Origin of the sequence: Streptomyces sp. NPDC004658 (assembly GCF_040609555.1) — a bacterium.
Classification (GTDB): Bacteria; Actinomycetota; Actinomycetes; order Streptomycetales; family Streptomycetaceae; genus Streptomyces.
This window is the reverse complement of record NZ_JBEXKG010000451.1, coordinates 1-1,042: the sequence shown is the minus strand read 5'-3', so window position 1 is coordinate 1,042 and position 1,042 is coordinate 1. Positions and strand designations below refer to the sequence as shown.

General features: G+C 70.2%; 1 protein-coding gene. It reads right to left on the bottom strand.

Going from position 1 to position 1,042, the window contains the following annotated elements; translation table 11 throughout:
* Positions 1-204: 204 nt before the first annotated feature.
* A partial coding sequence (nadE, locus tag ABZV94_RS42085) for an NAD(+) synthase (RefSeq protein WP_356350464.1) occupies positions 205-1,042 on the bottom strand: 838 nt, incomplete at its 5' end.

Below are 1,042 nucleotides of genomic sequence, written 5' to 3'. Positions count from 1 at the left end.
ATCAGCGCGCGGCGTCGGATGCGGTGCGTCGCAAGGCGGAGGGGCGTCCGCATACTGGATGTATTCGGGCGTTCCGACAACGGAGGGGGCCCCGTGCCGTTGAGGCTACGGGGGAGAGGTGCCGTAGCTGTCGTCGTGCGCCCGCCAGGGATTACGGGACAGCCCTTGGCGGGAACGGCCCGGAGGCCACCCCGCCCCCCGGCGTCAGCCGGACTCGCGCCACCGGTTCGTGATCGGCAGCCGCCGGTCCTTGCCGAAGCCCTTGGGCGAGATCTTCGTGCCCGGCGGATACTGCCGCCGCTTGTACTCCGCCGTGTCCACCATCCGCAGCGTCTTGGCCACCAGCGCCGCGTCGAACCCGGCCGCGACGATCGCGTCGAGCCCCTGGTCCCGGTCGACGTACATCTCCAGGATCCGGTCCAGCACGTCGTAGTCGGGCAGCGAGTCCGTGTCGACCTGACCGGGACGCAGCTCCGCGCTGGGCGGCTTGGTGATGGAGGCCTCAGGGATCGGCGGCGTCTGCCCGCGCTCCTCGGCGGCGCGGTTGCGCCACTTCGCCAGCCGGAAGACCGACGTCTTGTACACGTCCTTGATCGGCCCGTACGCGCCGACGGAGTCCCCGTACAGCGTCGAGTAACCGACCGCCAGCTCCGACTTGTTGCCCGGAGCCAGGACGATCTGGCCCTCCTGGTTGGACACGGCCATCAGCATCGTGCCGCGCAGCCGCGACTGCAGGTTCTCCTCGGCGAGCCCGGTGAGCCCCAGCGACCCCATGTACGCGTCGAACATCGGCTCGATCGGTACGGTCCTGAAGTTCAGCCCGGTACGCCGCGCCAGCTCGGCCGCGTCACCCTTGGAGTGGTCCGAGGAGTACTTCGACGGCATCGAGATGCCGTACACGTGCTGCGCGCCCAGCGCGTCGCAGGCGATCGCCGCGACCAGCGCCGAGTCGATCCCGCCGGAGAGCCCGACCAGCACGCTGCTGAAGCCGTTCTTCGCCGCGTACGCCCGCAGGCCCACGACGAGCGCCGAGTACAGCTCC